Here is a 16,693-nt window from a genome sequence, read left to right on the forward strand (position 1 = left end):
TTACTCGCTTTCGATCGTGACGTCGACGTCTTCCAAGCCAGCTGCATTGCGGGCAACGTTCACCATGGCGTGGTCGAACTTCGAGATCTGCACCGGAACGATGTACTTTCCCGAGTAGGTCTTCATGCGAACGAATCCGACGTCTTCTGCTCGAATGATGCTCGGAGCCCATACCTTGAAGTCGTAGTAGTGAGACAGCTCTCGCGTTTCGTGGTCAGAGTTGAGATGGGCGATCAGCCAGTTTGACGTGTTCGAGAGCATTCGCTTGTCAACGGATGTGACTTCCTGTGTAGCGTAGATGAGCCCCATCCGATACTTCGCGGCTTCCTTTGACAGGCGCACCCATGGGTCATCGGCCACCTCTCGCCCGCTGCGCTCAAATAGGTTGTGCGCCTCTTCGACGATGATCTGCATATCCACCGGATCGCGGTCGTCGCGGAATCGCTCTCCCGCCCGGTTCAGCAAGTGGGTGACGATACGCTCGGACATGACCTTGGCGACTTGGTCGTTTCCACTGGAGAGGTCAACAATCGCAAGTCGACCTTCCTGCATGTCATGCCACAAATGCTCTGCAACATCGCCTGCCGATTGAGGGGCGTGAAATGGGCGAATGGTGCGAATGGCGGACGTTACGCCAGTGTACTTATAGACGCCCCAAATGGCGCTGAAGTGGCAATCCTGGGTGTCATGCCATTTGGGAAATTCGCTTTCTCTTTCGCCCACCCATTCGGCGAGTTGTAGTGCTCCCGAAGGGCTGTTGACGCGATAGGAGCCCGGTCGGACCTGCGAAACAGCCGCAGGGTGTGCGGTAATGAAGTCCTGAATAGGGGCTGGGGCGACGATTACGAGATCCTGCGGCAACCTTGCTGCCTCGAAGCCGCACTTGGACAGGAGCCCGAAGAAGGCGACCATTGCCCACCCCCAGCGGGCATGCTTGCTGCGATCGTTTTGGTCGGGTTCGGAGAGGACCGCTGACCGGAAGCTCTTGCCGTAATTGGTATTGACGGGAACGGTTGCTTCACTGACCAGACTCCAGGCGGCTTCCAGGACCTCGCGGTCATAGAAGTTGATACGCAGTGGCTTCTCCCGGTTGTCTGAGGCGTTGGGATCTACCTTGTAGATCCGCACCGTGCTCTCATTGTCTCCGAGAAGGCGAAGGCCCGTGCGGTCCTGCTTATTGACGTTCGCGTACTCACCCTGAGGGTCGAAGATCAACTGACCGATCGAGCGCTTGTGCTCCGAACCGTACCGGTGGACCGCTGTTACTAGTGTCTTGATCGTGTTGGATTTTCCGGTCCTGGTCATACCGAACACAGCAGTCTTTCGCCCGATGAAGTCGGAGACATTGATGTGAGCCTCCGCCTTGTCGGTGCCGGCGATCAGAGCCTTGCGTCGCGTCGCGGCGAATCGAACCTTTCCGATTGCAAGGGCATCCTTTTTGTCGGTGGGCTCAGGGTAGGACGCAAGCCATGACAAGACTTGAATCGATGGAAGGAAGACTTGGTAGCGCGCAGAGACGACTACGTTGTCGATGTCTGCCCCGAACTCGATCGCGGCTTCGCGTCCCTCGGTCTCGGTGTAGAAGGTGCCCAAAACTTCGCAGTCGAAGGCTGACTGCTGGAGTTCGTTTCGTGTCAGCACATCGGTGACATCGTCGAATCCGACCCCCGATGCGCCTGCGTCGCGAACGACTGCCAGCCGAGTTTGAATGAGTTCCGACTCGTTGGGCAGTGGCGCAGTGCCGCGGACTCGAAGCAGGATGATCTCTTGATCTTCGAGTATGAAACCGGATTCTGTGTTGTCTCCCGCGACGGCAAGAAGGAAGCCGCCCCTCGGAACTCCCCCGGCTTTCTCCTTCTTGAAGTCATCGGTCAGCACCACAGCTGAGTCGTAGTCCAGACGGTAGATACCGCCGACCGGTACGCAGCCCCTGTTGATTAGCGCAGTCAGTGGCTTCTTGAGTTCGACCGACTGGGACAGCCCCTGAGTGATGCTCAACGCGTCTCGCCCCTCTACCAGCCATGCCGTTGGAGGCGCGGCTGCGGTGTGGATGTGGTCCAGAGTCGTTCTGGACGGTACACGCGACCACTGACAAAAGTAGCCCATACGGCGGATGTTGACGGCAGGTCAGCAGGGCCGGCCGCGAGTGCTTGGCTGCGCCGCGTCGCGCCGTCGACTGGAGGTACTCGATTAGATCCGATGGGTTGCTGCCCGGTGCGGCGGCATCGGGATGCCGCGGTCCGGGTTGTCTGCGGCACGACCGGGAACCTGCGGCTTTGCGGTCGCCGGACGCACTTCTTGCGTGAGCGCTGCGTGAGCGGACTGGACAGCACTAGGGTGGACCCAGCGTCATGGTGATCACGGTCAGATGTCTCTGACCTGGGGAAACGGGATCCCGCGGCACAGTCCGGCACCACCCGGGATGATCTTGTGGGCCCTCGTAATGCGTAGGTCTCGGGTTCGAATCCCGAAAGCGGCTCACCTGAACCCCAGGCCGGAACATACTCCGACCTGGGGTTTCGTCGTTCAGCGGATGCGGCGACGGCGGCGGGAGCGGGCCGCGCGGGTGTCGGGGGTCTCAGTTGCGGTCTCAGTAGTGCCCGGAGCGGGGGCCGGGGGAGTGGGCGCGAAGAACTCGCCCATGCGCCGCATGGCGTCCTTGGACAGGTGGGATCGGCCCTTGACGTACCGGCGGGTCTGGCTGATCTGGGTGTGCCGCAGGATCTCCATGATCGTGGTCATGTCGACCCCCAGCTCGTTCAGGATCGTGCCGGCGGTGTGGCGGCTCCCGTCGTACAGGCGGCGATCGTCGATTCCGGCTTCGGCAAGGAGTTCCTTGAACTCCTCGTAGTCGGCTCGCGGGTCGAGGGGCCGCCCGTCCGGCCGTGAGAACACGACGTGGTGCTCCTGCCACTGCTCGCCGGCGGCGGCTTTCGTCGCCGCTTGCCGGGCCTTGTGGTCGGTCAGGAAGGGGATGAAGACGGGCGGGATCGGGACGGCGTTCCGGCTCTTCTTGGTCTTGGGGCGGGTGAAGACGAGACCGCCCCCTTTGCGGTCCGGGCAGGCGCTCGCGTGCCTGGTGCAGGTCTTGGCGCAGGGCTTGGGGCAACCGCGCGTGTAGCCCTTGTGCGTGGTGCAGTCCGGGGGGCAGGACTCGGAGCGGTGCAGGCGGGCCCCGCAGGCGTGAGGGTCGTCGCATCCGTGCCGCCAGGTGAGGCGCTGAAGCTGCCACTCGGGGCGGAACATCTCCGTTTTCAGGTCGACGTACGGCCACCGCAGTCCGAGCGTCTCGCCCTGCCGGAATCCCATGCCGACGCCGACGATCCAGCGCATGAAGGTGGGGCGCTTCGCGGCGGCTTCGAGGAACGCTTTGGCTTCCTCCTGCGTGAACGGATTCGCCTCGGTCTCGTCGACGCCGGGAGGGTCCACCAGCGTGGCGACGTTCTCACTGACCATGCGGCGACGGTGGGCGATCTTCAGCGCGCGGGAGAGGATGCGGTGCACCTTCAGGACGTGCGAGGGGGCGTGGCCGGCGTCGAGCATGACGCGGTACATCCGCTCCAGGTGCTCCGGTTGGAGCTTGTCGATCCGGTGTTGTCCGACGCCGGGGACGATGTCGTTGCGGGTCTTGGACCAGTAGTCGTCCAGGGAGCGCGGCTTGAGTTTCAGGCTCGCGATGTCGGTGAGGTAGGTCTCCATCCACTTCGCGACGGTCGGCGCGCGGCCCGCCTTCGTCGCGCGGCCTTCATCACGCTGCCGTTCCAACTCCTTGACCTTGCGCTTGATTTCGGGCTCGGACTTGGCACGACGGTGTCGTCGGTCGGGGCTGCCATCGTTCTTCACACCCATCGTGACGCGGCCGTGCCACCAGCCGTCGGCGCCGAAGTAGATGGATGACTCGTTGTTGGGCTTGCGGGGGCTCATGTGCTCCTCCATGCGAAAGGCGCCCCGAGCGGGATGCTCGGGGCGCCTCAGGGCCTGCTCGGGTCAGTGGGGCAGAGGGTTGAGGTTCGCTACGTAGGCTTCGAGGTCAGCACGTCGAATTCGGCGCGTTCGACCCAACTTGATGTATTTCAGGGTGCCTTCGGCCATCAGCTCGTAGACGGTGGAGCGGCCGATAGCGAGAGCTTCGGCAGCCTCTTCCGGCTTGTACAGCAGTCGGTCGACGGGGGCAGCGATGGCGGTGCTCATCAAGTCCTCCTGTATGAGGGCTTCCTAGGGCCTAGGGGAGTCCGCGTGTGTCCGAGGTTCGGATTTCTGCGTCACGGCGTCACGTGCGTCGTTTGGGCCCTTGACCTGCGCCTTTGCGTGACGTGGGGCGGGCGGGGTGCGTCACCGGTGCGTCACGGCTTCGTCGTCTGTGACACGGGGGCGTGACGCAGGTGACGCACGATGACGCAGCCGATCGGTCCTGTGTCACGCCTGTCCGGGCAGGTCAGGGGCCGGTTTCCGTCGGCTGTGACGCAGGTGACGCAGAGTCTTCCTACCTAGGAAAGAGAGGGGGTGGTTTCTCTTGTTGTGCGCAGCACAGGACATGAAGAAGGAGCCGCTTCGCGGCGCGTCCTCAGCAGGGTGCTGCGCACCGAACAGCAAGAGGAGCACCCTGCGCGGGGTCCCCCCGGGTGCTCCTCTTGCTGTTGTGCGGTGACCGCTTCAGAACGCGGCGCCCTGGTGCGGGCCGGGTGCCGGGGCGGGCTCGGTGAGTTCGATGTAGCGGGCCTCGCGCGTGCGTCCCCAGTCGACGTTCAGGCCGCGCGCCGCGAGGGTGGGCTGAAGCCGCTTGAGGCGGTCGGAGAGGACCTTGCCGGTAGTCGGCCACCCTTTAGGCAGGGGGCGGCAGTCCTCGCCGCTGTAGAGCCGCGTCAGGAGATGCAGCCACTCCGCGGAGGTCATCCGCTGTTGCTCCCCGGGTTGCATGTCGGCCGCGTACGCAAGCACGGTCTGCGCGAGAAGGTCGCCCTCAATCACGTCATCGTTCAGGTCGTCGAGCCCGGCCCGGTAGGCGGGCAGCGCCCCGAGACCCATCGCGGCATCGAGCTGCGCGCACAGGTGCGCGAAGTCCGCCATGCGCAGATCCGTCGGCGTCTCCGCCGACGCGGCCCGGACCTTGACAGTCAGGTCCAGCAGCGAGCCGAGCACGACGGGCAGAACCTGCGCGTACTCCGTCCACAGCTCCGCCTCGGTGCGCCGCACCTTCGGCCGTTCCAGCCGGAGCGGCAGGAGGCGTTCGGCGAGGTCGGGCCGGATGACACCCACGTCGATACCGGTCAGCAGGAGCGGGCGGCGGTAGCGGGCGCGGAAGACATCTCCGTCGGTGAACAGGGCCCGCTTGACGGACTCGGCGCCCGTGACGATGCAGCACATGGCGTCGGACAGGTCCGGGGTCATGTGGGAGAGGTTGTCCAGCGCCGTGACCCATCCCGCGGCGACTGCCGCGATCAGGTTCTCCTCGTCCTTCGGGGCCCGTCGCAGGTCGCTGCTCATGCCCTCGATGATGCGGATGAGCATCCGGCCGGCCGTCGACTTCCCCGCGCCCTGCGGTCCGGTCAGGAACGGGGCGGGGACGGGGACGGACGGTTCCAGGCACCCGACCAGCCACGCCATGGCCAGGCACTCGGTTTCGGCGTTGACGAAGTTGCACAGCCGGAACAGCAGGTCGATGCCTTTGCCGTCGGTGTTCTTCTCCGGCAGGGGCAGTTCGCCCGTGAGCTGGGTGCGCCGCCAGCACACCTCACGCGGGTCGGGGACGCGGATGTCCCATCCGGTGGGGTGGATGCGCACCGACTGGCCGTCGCTGCGCCCGAGGTCCAGCCAGGTCGCACCGTCGAAGCCGGGGGCGACGCGGATGTGCACGCTCTGGGTGTTCTCGTTGAGTGCGAGTGCTTCGATCAAGTCCAGCGCCTCCTTGAGGGCGGTGCCGTTGAACACGCCGACCCCGTCTTTGAACAGGCCGACCATGAGTTCCTGGCGGTGGCTCCCCGTCGTGCCCTGGGAGCGGATGGGACGGGCCACGGGGTGGCCGTTCTTCTGCGCGTACACAGTGCCGTCGGCGGTGCGGAAGTACCGGAACCGCTCCTGCGCGTACTCGGCGATGACCTCGCGAGCCGGGGTCTTGTCGTCCTCGGACATGGCTACAGTCCCAACCTCGTGCGGGCGTTGTTCCACGCGTCGGCGCAGTGCCGCGGGCTCTCCCCCTTGGCTTGCGCGGCGGCGAACAGCCGCGCCGTGTGGTCCTCGGTGAGGCAGCCGCACCGGCCGTGCGTCGAGAGCACGGCCAGGAACGTGGCGTACACGGTCGCGTGGATGCCGCTGGACGCTCCGTTGATGCGCTGAACGGCCATCGTGATGCCGCGTTCCAGGAACGCGGGCGTGCGGTGCTTACAGGCGCCCTCCACTGCGTGTGTGGGCAGCGCGTCGATGCACGGGGCCTGGTAGATGGTGGGCGTCTTCACGGTCAGCGCCCGCACGGTGTCGGGCAGCTCGGTGAGGGTGCCGGTGCCGGGGCCGCGCCAGCGGGCGTAGGCCATCGTCGACTTGATGTCGACGCCGTCGCGGACCCCGTTCGCGGAGGTCATGACGCCCTGGTAGATCCAGTGCTGTCCGCGCGTCGTGACCACGGTGCGGGTGGCCGGCAGGGTGGCGCGGGCCCAGGCGACGGCGTCGGCGTGGTCGAGGTCGACGACGGTCAGTCCGGCGCCGCCCGGGTGGTAGGCGACCGCCGCCGCCTCACGCCACGCTGCTGCCCACTCGGGTGAGTTGAGCGTCCACGGGTCGGTGGTGGCAGCGGCCCAGCCGTGGCACGGATGCGGGCAGCGGCAGGACCCGGGGGTCTTCATGTGGGGGCGCCCGCCGCACGCGGTGTACAGGCAGGCGGGGCAGTTGGCGAAGGGCACCTTGCCCCGGCGCAGCGGCAGCACGGGCACGCCGTCGGCCGCCAGGCGCAGGGCGGTGCTGAGGTGGTCTCGCCGGATCAGGGCGGGATGGGTCATGCTGGGGTATCTCCTGCTCTTACGAGGGATGGGAGAGACCGGGGCGGGCGCGGCTTGTGGAGAGACGGCGCCCGCCCCGGGCGCATCTAGTACGGGTCGGGCGCGGTGCAGAAGTCGCAGTCGCAGTCGTCCTCGTGCGGGCAGTCGCAGCCGCAGGGGTGGCGCAGGCCGACGCAGTAGCACTGGCACATGCCCTCACCGCACGGCTGTTCGTCCTCGTCGTCGCTGGTGTCGTAGCCGAGCGGGCTGAGAGCGGAGTGGACCTGGTCGAGGGCGGCGGCGAGACGCTGGGCGCGGCCGATGGCGACGCGCGCCGTCTGGACGGCGGACGCTGCGGACTGGTCGGGGTCCTTGCCGCCGTCCACGGTGAGTCGCCCGGCCGTGTGCGCGTCGGTCACGGGCCCAAGCGCCTGGGTGATGGCCTGGGGCAGCATGCGCGACAGGTGCGCGAGCGTGCCGATGAGGCTGTAGGCGTGGCTGGGGTACTGCCAGTCCTCGCCGGGGGCGCGGGTGGTGTGGTTGATGGCGCGGACGGCTTCGGCGGCCTGGTCGCCGAGTTTCAGAGGTGTGGCGGGCTGATTCTGCATGGGTTGGCTCCCTAGCCGTAGAAGTGGTTGCGCTTGATGACGGCCCGGCGGATGTTGACGGTGCTGCCCTTGCCGCCGCCGAGGGCGCGGGGCGCGCGCAGGGCGACGACGATGACCGCGGCCCACACGAGGGCGCCGCCGCTGATTCCGGCGACGGCGTTGACGACCTCGCCGACGCCGTAGCCGACGCCGGCCGCGAGGGCGCCGCCGCCGAGCCCGGCGCCCATGAACCGCTGGGCGATGGGGTCCAGGAGCGGAAGCGGCGTGAGGTCACGCGGCTGCGTCGGCTGGACGGGGGCGGGGGCGAGGTGCTTGGGCATGGGAACCATGCGCCCGTATGCGTCCGGCACCCACACCACCGGCTGACGCTTGCCGTACGGGTCGACCGTGAGCGCCGGGCCCGGGGTGTAGAGGTCGAAGGGCTGGGGGTGGTAGACGGCCACGGCGCCCTTGGCGGGTTCGTGAGTGAGGCGTTCGTTCACGGTCGTTCCCTTCCAGGTCAGTTGGGCAGTGCGTGGACGATTGCGGTCATGAGGCTGTTGATGGTCGAGGCGGTGCCGGTGCTGGCGAGGTAGAAGCCGAACAGGGCGGCCACGAGCGCGGTGCCGTAGCTCTTGTTGGACCGCAGGATCAGCGCCAGGAAGATGCCGAAGAGCAGGACGAGCGAGATGGTGACGGCCATGGGTCAGCCCTTCTTCGCGAACGGACGGGCAGCGGAGGTCTTCGCGGGCTCGGTCTGGCCCTCGCGGTAGATGCGCAGCCAGAGGTTGAACAGGCGGCGGCCGACGCGCAGGCGCTTGCCGTGGCCCTGGCAGCGGCGGCAGTTCTTGCCGCGCTTGGCCCGGCCCTTGCGGTCGTGCTTGATGGCGTGGCCCATGCCGTGGCAGCGGCGGCAGTCGCCGTACGGGCTCCCCGCACACACGCTGAAGTAGCAGAGCGTAACTATGAGCAGGCAGGCGCCAGCAAGGGGGAAGGGGGTCACGGGGTGCCCTCCAGGGCGGTTTTCGGGGATTCCCGCAGGTGAGGTGCTAGATGCGAGTCCCCTGATCAGACAGGGAACGGGGTGCTAGCGGGGCTGCTAGGTCTAGCACCGGTGGGGTGCTAGACCTAGCAGCGGTCCGCGTCAGCCCTTGCCCGCCTTTCCGTCACGCTCGGTGATGGCGGCGGCGATGTCGGCGCGGGCGATGCCGCGCCGGGTGGTGCCCTTGCCCTTGTCGCTCGTGGCCCATACGTCCTGCACGGTGATGCCGTGCGGGCGCAGGTTCTTGGCGACGGTCTCGGCCTTCCACCCGGCGTAGACCTCGGGGCGCAGGGCGGCGAGACGGGTGGCGACCTTCTCGTTCCACACCTTGTCCTCGTCGACCGCCACGACCTTCAGCACGTCGGCCAGCAGGTCGAAGGATGCCTCTTCGGTCTCGGGGAGCTGGCCGATGGCGTGGCCGGTGACGTTGCCGTACTCCTCGCGCATCTGCCGGGCCCGCGCCACGACCTGCTCAGCGCCGACCGCGTCCACGAACGCGGAGGCGACGATGCGGGGGTCGTCGCCCTCGCCGGCCATCCAGCAGATGCCGCGGTCGGTGCGGGAGAACATCGTGGCCCGGTAGCCGGCCTTGTACATCGAGGTGCCCAGCACCATGTCGTTGGCCGGCTGCGCCATGACCTTCAGGCAGAACCGCAGCACCGCGTTCGCGGAGATGCCGGTGGGCAGCGACTTCGCGTCCGGCCGCTGGGTGCCGAACAGCATCGTCATGCCCAGCGCCGGACCCCGCTTGCCCAGGTCGGTGCAGATCTCCTCGATCTCCGCGCCGAACTTCTCGTGCTCGAAGGGGACCTGGCACTCGTCGAACCCGGCCACGATCGGGTGCAGCCGCAGGCTCTTGTCGCCTGCCAGCTCCGGGGTCACCTTCGACTCCGGGCACCGCGAGCGCGGCAGCGACTTGATGACCTTCGCCCGCCGTCGCAGCTCCGCGCGCAGCTCTCGCAGCGCGTTGAGGACGTATTCGATGTCCTCGTCCTCGTCGCCCGCGCGGTAGCGGTGGCAGACGGGTTCGAGGGCGCCGAAGTCGCCGGTGCCCTTGAAGTCGAACGCGTGGACTTCCGCGCGGGGGTCGAGGGCGGCGATGAGCAGGAACAGCCGCATCAGGAACGTCTTGCCCATGCGCGGGATCGACCCGACGATGACGGAGGCGAACATCAGGGTCACCGACACGTCGCCCATGCGCTGGTCGTTGCCGAACACGACGGGCTTGAACAGGTCGACCACACCCGATTTCAGCAGCGGCCAGGCGGGCTTGGTCGTCTCGTTCATCGGCTTGTCCCCGACCCACAGCACAAGCCGTCCCTCGTGCTCGGTCGGGTCGGCCGAGGGCCACACGCAGCCGACCTTGCGCCGCAGCCCGGAAGCGAGGGACTTGCGGGCCTCCATGATGTCCTCCGGGGTGACGCCCCACGGCAGGTCGAGGTCGGCGCGGTAGCCGGGCCCGTCGCGGGTGATCTCGGAGGTGAACCGCATCCCGTTCATGTCGCCGCCCTTCTTGATGGCGGCGGTCAGCTTCGGGTTGCCGATGTTGTCCAGGGCCCGGAGCACGATCGAGGTGGTCAGCTTCTCCAACTCGGTCTTCAAAACGGCCCGGCCGATCACGGGCTCATCGGCCCTGCCGCCCTTGAACCCGGCGACCAGCACCGCAGCCGACGCGAACAGCGTCAGCCAGCCCGGCGCCAGGATGTAGCAGGCCATCGCGAGCGGCACCCCGGTGAGTCCGGCAACGGCCATGACCAGCATGCGCAGCCGCACGCGGCGGTCACGCTGGCGGGACAGCTTCAGGTACTCGCCGGTGTTCTCGTGCTCCACCTCGTACGTCCGCAGCGGGGCCGCTTCGGCGTCCCACACCCACCGGTTGGACTGTGAGATCAGCCGGGCCGCACCCGTGGGTGCGTCCAGCGTCAGCCGGTACAGGTACCAGGGGGTGCGGATGCCGTGATAGGCGGTGGCGTAGAAGGCGTTGCCGGTCGCGCGCTGCGCGGTGGAGACGAAGCCGGGCTTGGACTTCAGCCAGGACGGCAGGATCGGCTTGCGCTTGTACGTGGTGATCCCGGTGCCCGGCAGGGTCGACGGGTCGGCCGGACGCGGCCGTGCCGAGTCGCCCGACTCGTCCTCGCCGGTGTCGGCCGACGCGTCGAGGGTGCGGACGGCCGACCCCTCGACAGCCGAGTCGTCCGACTCGGCACCGGTGCGGTCGGGCGATCCGGCGCGGGCGTTGCGGGCCTTGTCGAGGTCGACCACCTCGCCGGTGCGGTCGGTGTTCATCTCGGCTTCGAGGTGCTCGAAGAACTCGTGGTTCTCGTCGGGGTGATTCACTGAGCTTCCCTTCAGGGATGGAGGGTTGGCGGACCCGGCCGGCGCTGTAGGAGGTGGACGGCCGGGCCCCGTTCGGCGTAGTGGGGTTGCTCAGAGGTCGGTGAGCGCGTCGGTGGGGATCTCGTAGACGTCGGCGGCGTCGTCCACGCCACTCCAGTGGCCGGGCGTGTAGTGGACGTAGCCGATGTGCAGCGCCGTGCCGTCGCGGTCGGCGGTGGCGTAGACGTGGACGGCTGCCACGGCCTTGCCGGTCTGCTTGCGGGCGCTGCGGATGCAGGCCGCGGCCTGGTGGGCGGTCAGCCGCCGGCCGTGCTCGGGACGGCGGCCGTCGGTGAGCGGATAGCAGAGGGCGCGGCGGGCGACGGCGCGGCGGGGGAGGGTGGGTCGGGTCACGGCGGTCGTCTCCTTGAAGGACTGCGGGGCGGTTCAGGCGGCGCGCTGTTCTTCCGGAAAGGCGCAGGGCACGCACATGCCGAGCGAGGCGGGGATGACGTAGCCCGCGTCCGTGCGGCACTGCGGGCAGACGCGGCGCGCCCGGTTGGCCGCAGCGAGCGCCGCTCGCCGGGCCGGGGTCATCGGCCGGACGGGCTTGGCCAGGTCGACGCGGTAGAGGTAGGCGACCAGCGGGCCGCGACGGCGGCGGGGCCGTTCGAGCTGCGCGGCCACGTCCTGGCCGCCGGGCCGCAGACCTGCGGCGCGCAGTTGGCGGCGGGTGGCGAAGCCGTCCGGGGCGAGGTGCCAGCGGTAGACGGGCAGGGTGCTCATGCCGCGCCGCGCCGTCCGGGCCGCCGTCCGGCGACGGAGGAGAGCAGCCTGCCCAGCCGGGCCCGCCGTACGGGCGAGGACGAGCGCTTGGCCGCGTACATGGCCTCATCCGCCCGGCGCAGCAGCGCGGACAGGTCCTCGCCGGGATGGTCGGCGGCGCGGACCCAGCCCAGCGACACCGTGGTGTGCACGTCGGGGGCGGTGTCGACCGGTCGGGCGAGGACGCGGGAGAGGGTGTGCAGCCGGTCGGCCATCGTGCCGTCGCGGTCGACGACGACGGCGGCGAACTCGTCCCCTCCGAGCCGCCCCGCGACCCCGCCCGGGGCGGCGCCGTGGGCGAGGCGGGCGGCGACCGCGACCAGCAGGGCGTCGCCGGCGGCGTGGCCGTGGACGTCGTTGACCTGCTTGAAGCGGTCCACGTCCGCCAGGACGACCACGGCGCGCGGGTCGCGCAGCAGGCGGCGGGCCCGGCGGGTGAAGGCGTCCCGCGTCCACAGCCCGGTCAGCGGGTCACGGCGCGCGGTCCGTAAGCGACGCGTCATCCACAGTGTGTGCACGGACCACGTCATGCCCAGCACGGCCGCGACCGTGGCGAGGGTGGGAGTGCTCATGAGGACGCCCCCTCAAAGGCGAGTCCTGCGCCGTCGCGGTGCTCGGTGTAGCGGGCGGACACCCACCCGACCGACCAGCCGCACAGGTCCGCCGTCTGCCGCACCGGCATGCCCGCCTCGACCGCGGCGAGGGTGATCCGGCGCGCTTCGTCCTCGGGCAGCTTGCTCTGGGCGGGGGCGCGGTCCAGGAGCGCGGCGCGTTCACGAGCCGCCCGCTCCCGGTGTTCACGGCGTTCGCGCTCCGCCGTCAGGGCACGCTCGCGCTGTTCCGCTTCGGCGCGTTCGCGGGCCTGGCGTTCACGGTTCAGCGCCTCGTGTTCACGCTGTTCACGCTCGCGTTCACGGCGTTCACGGGCGGCCCGCTCGGCAGCCTGCTCACGCTCGCGAGCCTGCCGCTCCTCGCGCCGGGCGCTCTCTTCCCGCTCGGTCTGTTCACGGGCCATGAGGGCTTCGTGGTCGCGCTGTTCACGCGCCGTCTGGGCGGCGTGCTCGCGCTCCTCGCGGGCCTGGGCACGGGCCCGTTCGGCGCGCTCGCGGGCCGCCCGCTCCCGCTGCTCGCGCTCGGCCCTCTGCTGGGCTTCCAGCGCGGTCACGGCGCGTGCGATGGCGCGGCGGTAGGCCAGCCCGGTCTCCGCGGTGACGATCAGCAGGAGCGGCGCGACCGCGTGCACGGCCATGCCGACCAGGTCTTTCTTCAACGCGGAGTCGGCGGTGTTCAGGGCCAGGGTCATCAGGCCGGTCATCCACCGCAGCACGATCGGCCACCGGCCGCCGTTCCCTCCAAGGCGGGCCAGCACGTCGTCGAGCTTGACCACGATGACCACCGCGGCATCCACCACGAGAGGCAGGATCGGGGCCGTCCACGCCCACCGGGCGGCGGTGTGATCGGCCATGAGCGGGGTGACCGTGAGGACGCTGTAGAGCATCGCGCCGAACACGATCAGCCACGTTCCGACGTTCAGCGCCTTCTCGGCTGAACGGACGTGAACAGCGCTCACGCCGCACCCCCGACCGACTCAGCGACCGGGGACAGCGCGCCGCGGAACCCGCGCGCGGCGGGGTCGTACGTGAACGCCGACAGAACCCATTCCGCATCGGCCCAGAACTGCCGGACGGGGCTCCAGGTCGCGTCCGCCGGGACTCCGTGGGTGGCGGTGTCGGCGTACGCCTCCGCACGGCTGCGGTAGACCATGCGCGGGATGCCGCGGTGCAGCAGCACGAACACCGCCCGGCCCGGCTCCCGCGCCTCGGCCAGCTCCCCGCGCAGACGCCGCAACGCGATCTGATCGAGCAGCAGACGCTCCTCGGCCGCGCTCGCCTCCCGCACGGCGTGCGACAGAAGCACGCCCACCTCATCCGTGGTCGCCTCGGCACGCTCCGCGCGGTCGACGGCCTCGGCCAACTCCCGCTCGTGCCGGCCGGCCGCCACGCTCGCCGCCTCACCGGCCCGCCGGGCGCGCTCGAACGCGGCGTGCGTGTCGGCCTCCAGCAGCGCGAGCCGTTTACGGGTGACGATGCGAATCACCGGAACCACCCCCGCTTCTTCGGCCTCGCCTCGCCCGCCTGCGACTGCTTCTGCTCCCACCGGCGCGCCTCGTCCTCGCGGCCGTCGAGACGGGCCAGGTGCGCGGCCTGCTGATACGCGGTCATCCGCCGCCACTCGGAGCTGCCGGCCGGGCGGACGCGGGACGCGGACGCCCCGGCGGACTGCGACGCCTGACGGGACGCCGCCCACTGCTCCTCCGGCGTCTGCATGTCCTTGAACCTGCGCCCCATCACGCAGCACCCCCCGCCAGGCTCACGCCGGCCGCGCGGTTGACCAGCGCGACCCGGGCGGCCAGCGCCCGGCGGCGAGCCCGGCGGATCCGCCGGTCGTCCAACTCGGTCGGGACGCGGTCCAGGATGGTGATCTGTACGTCGAGCAGGTCGACGTCCGCCAGGACCACGGGCATCTCCCGCTCGACCGCGGCCAGCTCAGCGCTGGTCGGCTCGATCCAGTCCGCGAACGCCGTAACAACGTCCTGAACAGTAACGATGTGCTCCATTGGGTCGTGTTCCTCTCATAGTGGGACGGCCCGAACAGTGCCCCCGGAGCTGCAACTCCGGGGGCACGCGCCGTTGAAGTCGGGACTCCGGCTCCCCGCACTCCCGCCCGTACGCCCCCATGCAGTACGGGGGACGGACGGGCGGGAGAGGCAGCCGGCCGCAGCGTCACGCGCTGCGAAGCCAGGAAGCGGACCGGGCTTGCGGTTCGGGCACCGCCGGTCGGTCCGTGCCGGCGGAGCTCAAGGTCTTCGTCGGCCCATGCCGACCTCCCGCAAATCGCAGGGAAACGGCTTCACCGGTGCGCCGTTGCCACAGTGCACCGGTCCCGAGCCGGGATGTCGGGTGCGTCATCGTCACTGCTCTGACGCCAGCAGGGCGGCTTGCACGATTCGGTGCAGGTTGGCGTGCCGCCGACGACTTGACCCGGTCGCCGCGGGGGCGGTCTCACTCTTGCCGCCACGTGCATTGGGACCCCGCTGCACTTCCCCACACCCGAAATTCCGGGCGGCGCCTGCCTGGCGCGTAGGGGAGAGCCTGCGTTCATCACGGCGGTTTGCCCCCGGACCCTCGCCCTAGGCACCTACCAAGACCACCGACCCTGCGTCGGTCCCGCACGATCACTGTTCAGTTGTCAACTTACGAAGGCTTCCTTCGTACTCACCCCTGCGGGCTTTCCTCCGGGCGCTGTCGGCACAAGCGGGCACACTTAAAGGTGTTGCACCACCTGGCCAACTTGTTGGTACAAGTTGACGTGCTGATGCTGCACCTACTCGGGGTGGGTCGTCAAGGGGTTCAGAGCTACATGTACCAACAAGCTGGCCGAGTGCGTCATGATGGCTGCATGAACAAGCAGCCGAAGTACCGGCAAGTCGCCGATGTCCTGCGCCGTGAGATCGTCAATGGCACGCACGAGCCGGGGTCGCGGCTGCCCTCCGAGAATGAGCTGCAACAGCGTTTCGACGCTTCTCGGAACACGATCCGCAACGGACTAAGCCTGCTGGTCAGCGAGGGGCTGATCTCGTCCAGCCAGGGTCTCGGTTACGAGGTCAGGTCTCATGAGGTGTTCGAGTTGAACGCGTCGCGGTTCGAGAACTTGACCTTCCCGCAGAACGGTGACGCGTACCGCACGGACGTGACGAACGCGGGCCGACGCCCGCATCAGACGTTCCGCGTCGAGGTGCTGCCGGCCTCAGAAGACGTGGCCGACAGGCTCAAAGTGGAGGCGGCCACAAAGACGGTACTTCGGTTCTGTCATCGCTACGTAGACGACGTTCCGTGGTCCACGCAGGCCACGTTCTACCCGTCGTGGCTGGTCGATGAGGCGCCCCGACTTGCTGAGCCGGGAGACATCGAAGAGGGGACGACGCGGTACCTCGCGGACCGGGGTACTGAGCAGGTTGGGTACTTTGACGAGATCTCGGCTCGCATGCCGACTCCAGAGGAGGCGCGCTTGCTGGAGATCGGGGCCGGCGTTCCGGTGATGATCTGGACGCGCACGGGCTACTCGGCGGATCGGCCGGTCCGGTGCACCATCACGACGTTCCGGGGAGACCTGAACCGGATGAACTACGAGATCGGCGACCTGTCCGCCCGAAGCGAGAACGAGCCTCAGTGAGAATCCTCCCTGCTCAGCCCGAGGACGTAGCCAAGCTGCTCGCCTTCCGCGAGGAGGCGGCAGCTTGGCTGTCTCGTCTCGGCACCGACCAGTGGCAGCGCCCCTACCCTGCCGACAAGCTGTTGGAGACCATCAAGGCGGGCACGGTCTTCATGGTGGTGGACGTCGATGTGACCGCAGCCACCATCACCCTGACCCCTGACGCGGAAGACGGGCTCTGGACAGAGCGGGAGCTTACGGAGCCGTCTCTTTTCATCAACAAGCTCACGGTGGCCCGCACCCATGCCGGACAGAATGTCGGCGGTCGTCTGCTCGATTGGGCAGGAGGGCGCGCCTACCGAGCCGGCGCCAAGTGGCTCCGCCTTGATGCCTGGACGACCAATGAGGACCTACAGGCCTACTACCTTAATCGAGGCTTCGAGCACGTTCGGACAGTACTCGAAGGGGGTGCGGTGAACGGGGGCCCTCGTGTTTCCGGATGGCTCGCGCAGCGCCTGACGCGCCCAACGATCCACGACTTCACTGATGAAACACCAGCTCCAGCTCCCTTGAGCTGACCGATGCGAGGCACGTGCGACGTTCTCCCAGTGGCCCGACGAGTTGGGTTGTTGCAGTAGGAGGCCGCGGAGCCGGGGTGCCCAGCAGCCGCCCACGGAGCTAGGGAGTTCGGGCTGTGTGAGTGGTGCCCACTGACGGCGTGTCGATCGCGGTGTTCACAATGT

The 16,693-nt window shown here is 68.5% G+C and carries 19 protein-coding genes; 2 read left to right on the forward strand and 17 right to left on the reverse strand.

Annotated elements, in window-relative coordinates:
* The 17 genes from ABZ861_RS23165 to ABZ861_RS23245 all read right to left on the reverse strand — a co-directional run bounded on the left by ABZ861_RS23165 (nucleotide 1) and on the right by ABZ861_RS23245 (nucleotide 14,355).
* Entirely contained in the window at nucleotides 1-1,998 is a 1,998-nt protein-coding gene (locus ABZ861_RS23165) for a DUF87 domain-containing protein (protein ID WP_361633055.1), read from the reverse strand.
* Between the two features lie 528 nt (nucleotides 1,999-2,526).
* Nucleotides 2,527-3,924, reverse strand: a complete 1,398-nt coding sequence (locus ABZ861_RS23170) for a tyrosine-type recombinase/integrase (protein ID WP_361633057.1) — start codon at nucleotides 3,922-3,924, stop codon at nucleotides 2,527-2,529.
* 63 nt (nucleotides 3,925-3,987) lie between these two features.
* Complete coding sequence (locus ABZ861_RS23175) at nucleotides 3,988-4,191, reverse strand: helix-turn-helix domain-containing protein (protein WP_361633059.1); 204 nt, start codon at nucleotides 4,189-4,191, stop codon at nucleotides 3,988-3,990.
* 462 nt (nucleotides 4,192-4,653) lie between these two features.
* The gene (locus ABZ861_RS23180) at nucleotides 4,654-6,129 is read right to left on the reverse strand and encodes an ATP-binding protein (protein ID WP_361633061.1); all 1,476 of its coding nucleotides are present in this window, start codon (nucleotides 6,127-6,129) and stop codon (nucleotides 4,654-4,656) included.
* 2 nt (nucleotides 6,130-6,131) lie between these two features.
* The gene (locus tag ABZ861_RS23185) at nucleotides 6,132-6,989 is read right to left on the reverse strand and encodes a bifunctional DNA primase/polymerase (RefSeq protein WP_361633063.1); all 858 of its coding nucleotides are present in this window, start codon (nucleotides 6,987-6,989) and stop codon (nucleotides 6,132-6,134) included.
* Between the two features lie 86 nt (nucleotides 6,990-7,075).
* On the reverse strand, nucleotides 7,076-7,576 hold the full coding sequence (locus tag ABZ861_RS23190) for a hypothetical protein (protein ID WP_361633065.1): 501 nt from the start codon (nucleotides 7,574-7,576) through the stop codon (nucleotides 7,076-7,078).
* Nucleotides 7,577-7,587: 11 nt separating this feature from the next.
* A complete protein-coding gene (locus tag ABZ861_RS23195; RefSeq protein WP_361633067.1) occupies nucleotides 7,588-8,058 on the reverse strand; it encodes a hypothetical protein in 471 nt (156 codons plus the stop codon).
* Nucleotides 8,059-8,075: 17 nt separating this feature from the next.
* The gene (locus ABZ861_RS23200) at nucleotides 8,076-8,258 is read right to left on the reverse strand and encodes a hypothetical protein (RefSeq protein WP_361633069.1); all 183 of its coding nucleotides are present in this window, start codon (nucleotides 8,256-8,258) and stop codon (nucleotides 8,076-8,078) included.
* 3 nt (nucleotides 8,259-8,261) lie between these two features.
* Complete coding sequence (locus tag ABZ861_RS23205) at nucleotides 8,262-8,558, reverse strand: hypothetical protein (protein WP_361633070.1); 297 nt, start codon at nucleotides 8,556-8,558, stop codon at nucleotides 8,262-8,264.
* A 141-nt stretch (nucleotides 8,559-8,699) separates the two neighbouring features.
* Nucleotides 8,700-10,934, reverse strand: coding sequence for a cell division protein FtsK (locus ABZ861_RS23210; protein ID WP_361633072.1), 2,235 nt, complete (start codon nucleotides 10,932-10,934; stop codon nucleotides 8,700-8,702).
* Between the two features lie 90 nt (nucleotides 10,935-11,024).
* Nucleotides 11,025-11,327 (reverse strand): hypothetical protein, encoded by a 303-nt coding sequence (locus ABZ861_RS23215; protein WP_361633074.1) that lies wholly within the window; start codon nucleotides 11,325-11,327, stop codon nucleotides 11,025-11,027.
* 33 nt (nucleotides 11,328-11,360) lie between these two features.
* Nucleotides 11,361-11,699, reverse strand: coding sequence for an RRQRL motif-containing zinc-binding protein (locus tag ABZ861_RS23220; RefSeq protein ID WP_361633076.1), 339 nt, complete (start codon nucleotides 11,697-11,699; stop codon nucleotides 11,361-11,363).
* Nucleotides 11,696-12,310 carry a GGDEF domain-containing protein gene (locus ABZ861_RS23225; RefSeq protein ID WP_361633078.1) on the reverse strand — a complete coding sequence of 205 codons (615 nt, stop codon included), beginning with the start codon at nucleotides 12,308-12,310 and terminating at the stop codon, nucleotides 11,696-11,698. The genes ABZ861_RS23220 and ABZ861_RS23225 overlap by 4 nt, the downstream gene beginning before the upstream one ends.
* The gene (locus ABZ861_RS23230; RefSeq protein WP_361633080.1) at nucleotides 12,307-13,308 is read right to left on the reverse strand and encodes a DUF2637 domain-containing protein; all 1,002 of its coding nucleotides are present in this window, start codon (nucleotides 13,306-13,308) and stop codon (nucleotides 12,307-12,309) included. The genes ABZ861_RS23225 and ABZ861_RS23230 overlap by 4 nt, the downstream gene beginning before the upstream one ends.
* Nucleotides 13,305-13,844 carry a hypothetical protein gene (locus ABZ861_RS23235; protein ID WP_361633082.1) on the reverse strand — a complete coding sequence of 180 codons (540 nt, stop codon included), beginning with the start codon at nucleotides 13,842-13,844 and terminating at the stop codon, nucleotides 13,305-13,307. The genes ABZ861_RS23230 and ABZ861_RS23235 overlap by 4 nt, the downstream gene beginning before the upstream one ends.
* Nucleotides 13,832-14,086: a hypothetical protein gene (locus tag ABZ861_RS23240; RefSeq protein WP_361633084.1), complete on the reverse strand. Its 255-nt coding sequence runs from the start codon at nucleotides 14,084-14,086 to the stop codon at nucleotides 13,832-13,834. Before ABZ861_RS23240 ends, ABZ861_RS23235 begins: the two co-directional genes overlap by 13 nt.
* The gene (locus tag ABZ861_RS23245; protein ID WP_361633086.1) at nucleotides 14,086-14,355 is read right to left on the reverse strand and encodes a DUF6284 family protein; all 270 of its coding nucleotides are present in this window, start codon (nucleotides 14,353-14,355) and stop codon (nucleotides 14,086-14,088) included. The genes ABZ861_RS23240 and ABZ861_RS23245 overlap by 1 nt, the downstream gene beginning before the upstream one ends.
* Nucleotides 14,356-15,197: 842 nt before the next feature.
* Here ABZ861_RS23245 and ABZ861_RS23250 point away from each other — a divergent pair.
* Together ABZ861_RS23250 and ABZ861_RS23255 are read left to right on the forward strand one after the other, a co-directional pair.
* Nucleotides 15,198-15,971 (forward strand): GntR family transcriptional regulator, encoded by a 774-nt coding sequence (locus ABZ861_RS23250; protein ID WP_361633088.1) that lies wholly within the window; start codon nucleotides 15,198-15,200, stop codon nucleotides 15,969-15,971.
* Nucleotides 15,968-16,528 carry a GNAT family N-acetyltransferase gene (locus ABZ861_RS23255; protein WP_361633090.1) on the forward strand — a complete coding sequence of 187 codons (561 nt, stop codon included), beginning with the start codon at nucleotides 15,968-15,970 and terminating at the stop codon, nucleotides 16,526-16,528. Before ABZ861_RS23250 ends, ABZ861_RS23255 begins: the two co-directional genes overlap by 4 nt.
* Nucleotides 16,529-16,693 lie beyond the last annotated feature (165 nt).

It is taken from the genome of Streptomyces sp. NPDC046985, from assembly GCF_040644415.1.
Classification (GTDB): Bacteria; Actinomycetota; Actinomycetes; order Streptomycetales; family Streptomycetaceae; genus Streptomyces.

Bases quoted from the DNA above. Each gene is read 5' to 3' on its own strand.
- ABZ861_RS23240 (WP_361633084.1), bottom strand. From the start codon at position 14,086: ATGGGGCGCAGGTTCAAGGACATGCAGACGCCGGAGGAGCAGTGGGCG.
- ABZ861_RS23220 (WP_361633076.1), bottom strand. From the start codon at position 11,699: ATGAGCACCCTGCCCGTCTACCGCTGGCACCTCGCCCCGGACGGCTTC.
- ABZ861_RS23175 (WP_361633059.1), bottom strand. From the start codon at position 4,191: ATGAGCACCGCCATCGCTGCCCCCGTCGACCGACTGCTGTACAAGCCG.
- ABZ861_RS23180 (WP_361633061.1), bottom strand. From the start codon at position 6,129: ATGTCCGAGGACGACAAGACCCCGGCTCGCGAGGTCATCGCCGAGTAC.
- ABZ861_RS23170 (WP_361633057.1), bottom strand. From the start codon at position 3,924: ATGAGCCCCCGCAAGCCCAACAACGAGTCATCCATCTACTTCGGCGCC.
- ABZ861_RS23200 (WP_361633069.1), bottom strand. From the start codon at position 8,258: ATGGCCGTCACCATCTCGCTCGTCCTGCTCTTCGGCATCTTCCTGGCG.
- ABZ861_RS23250 (WP_361633088.1), top strand. From the start codon at position 15,198: ATGAACAAGCAGCCGAAGTACCGGCAAGTCGCCGATGTCCTGCGCCGT.
- ABZ861_RS23245 (WP_361633086.1), bottom strand. From the start codon at position 14,355: ATGGAGCACATCGTTACTGTTCAGGACGTTGTTACGGCGTTCGCGGAC.
- ABZ861_RS23190 (WP_361633065.1), bottom strand. From the start codon at position 7,576: ATGCAGAATCAGCCCGCCACACCTCTGAAACTCGGCGACCAGGCCGCC.
- ABZ861_RS23185 (WP_361633063.1), bottom strand. From the start codon at position 6,989: ATGACCCATCCCGCCCTGATCCGGCGAGACCACCTCAGCACCGCCCTG.
- ABZ861_RS23225 (WP_361633078.1), bottom strand. From the start codon at position 12,310: ATGAGCACTCCCACCCTCGCCACGGTCGCGGCCGTGCTGGGCATGACG.